Raw genomic sequence first — 1,763 nt, 5'->3', positions numbered from 1 at the left:
CCGACCTGGTCGCCGTCGGGGTCGGTGTCGTTGGCCAGCGCCGCGACCGAGACCGTGCGCCCCGGACGCACCGTCACCTCGTCGTCCACCGCGACGGGAGCCTGGTTGGTCTCCGCGGGACGGGCGATGCCGACGTGGACCGTGCCCGTGGCGGTGGCGCCGCGCGCGTCGAGCACGGAGTAGGTGAACGTGTCCGCCCCGGTCGCGTTCTTCGACGCGGCGTACTCGATCATCCCGTCCACGACCCGTGCGGTGCCCTTGCCCGCGGGCGTCGCGATGCCGGTGACCTGGACGGAGTCGCCGTCGGGGTCGATGCCGTCCAGGGGGACCGCGATGCGCACGCTGGACCCGGACAGCACCCGGGCCTCGATCTCGCGCGGCTGCGGCGGGGCGTTGTCCTCACCGTCGCGGATCCGGATCGTGACCTGGGCCGAGTCCTCCTGCCCGTTGACGTCCCGCACCCGGTAGATCGCGTACGCCGTGCCCGCCTCCGAGCCCGCCTTGAACCGCAGCGTGTCCTCCGAGACGAACGCCTCGCCCAGCGCCGGGTCCACGTCCTGCTCCAGCTCGGGCTGCAGGAACAGCTCCAACCCGTCCGGGTGCGTGTCGTTCTTCAGCACCGGGACCGTCACCACGTCCCCCGCGTGCACCGTCACCTCGTCCGCGACCGCGTTCGGAGGCTGCAGCCGCGTCGGCGCCGGCACCGGCACGACCCGCACCTGGCCGGTCGCGGTCTCGGTGCCGTTGGAGGCCGTGTACTCCACCGTCACCGGCGCGTCCAGGCGCCGGATCTCGGTCACCCGTAGCATCTGGTGGGCCAGGATCGCGACCGACACCCCGGCGTCGGCGGGCACGCGCACGGACTGCACGACGAGCACGCCGCCCGCGGGGTCCGTGTCGTTCGCGAGGACGTCCACGAGCGTGGACCCGCCCGCCGGGAGGAGCGCGGTGTCGGTGACGACGATCGGGGCGCCTTCGGCCTCGGACGGCGGCAGGACGTCGACCCGGACGAGGCCCGTGGTCGCGTTCGGGCCGTCGGTCACCTGGTACGTCAGGTCGTAGGAGCGCGGCTCCATCGAGAGGAACGTGAACGTGCCCGCGTCGTAGTTCGGCGTGATCTGCGCCGGGGCGGACTCCGACACCGACGCCAGGCGCAGCTCGTCCCCGTTCGGGTCGGTGTCGTTGCGCAACGGCTCCACGGTCACCGGCTGCCCCGCCGGGACCACCACGTGGTCGCTCACCGCGACCGGCGGCTGCGGACCCGGCACCACGTCGACCAGCAGCTTGCCCTCGAAGGACAGCTCGCCGTCGGAGACGAGCAGGGTCACGATCTTGCGGCCGGTCGAGCCGCCGCCGTCGCGCACCTCGACGGTGCCGTCGGGGCGCGAGCGCACGTCGTCGCCCGCGACCGTCGCGGCCGCCGAGGCGAGGTAGAGGTCGTCGCCGTCCGGGTCCTTGAAGAAGGGCAGCACCTTGATCGTCGCGGCGCCGCCCTGGGCGACCCGCAGGACCGGGTCACCGGTCTGCTCGGGGGGAGCGTTCTCGCCCCAGGGGGACACCTTGAGGGTGACGCCCGCCTCGGCGACGCCGCCGCGGCCGTCGGCCACGGAGTACCGGAAGGACCCGGTGCCCTCGGCGTCCTCGGGGACGACGGCCTGGAGCGCGGCGCCGCCCATGATGGCCTGCACCGTCGCGTTCGACGGCGAGTCCCCGGCCAGCGACGCCGTCATCACGTCCCCGTCCGGGTCCACGTCGTTGCCCAG

Annotated in this window: 1 protein-coding gene; it reads right to left on the bottom strand. The window is 74.0% G+C overall.

The features are described from left to right. The coding region (locus ACZ4MO_RS18775) for an Ig-like domain-containing protein (RefSeq protein ID WP_499279412.1) at positions 1 to 1,763 on the bottom strand (1,763 nt) is incomplete at both ends.

This window comes from Sphaerisporangium cinnabarinum (assembly GCF_055567015.1).
The sequence above is the reverse complement of the archived record's forward strand: the minus strand, read 5'-3'. Positions and strand labels throughout refer to the sequence as shown.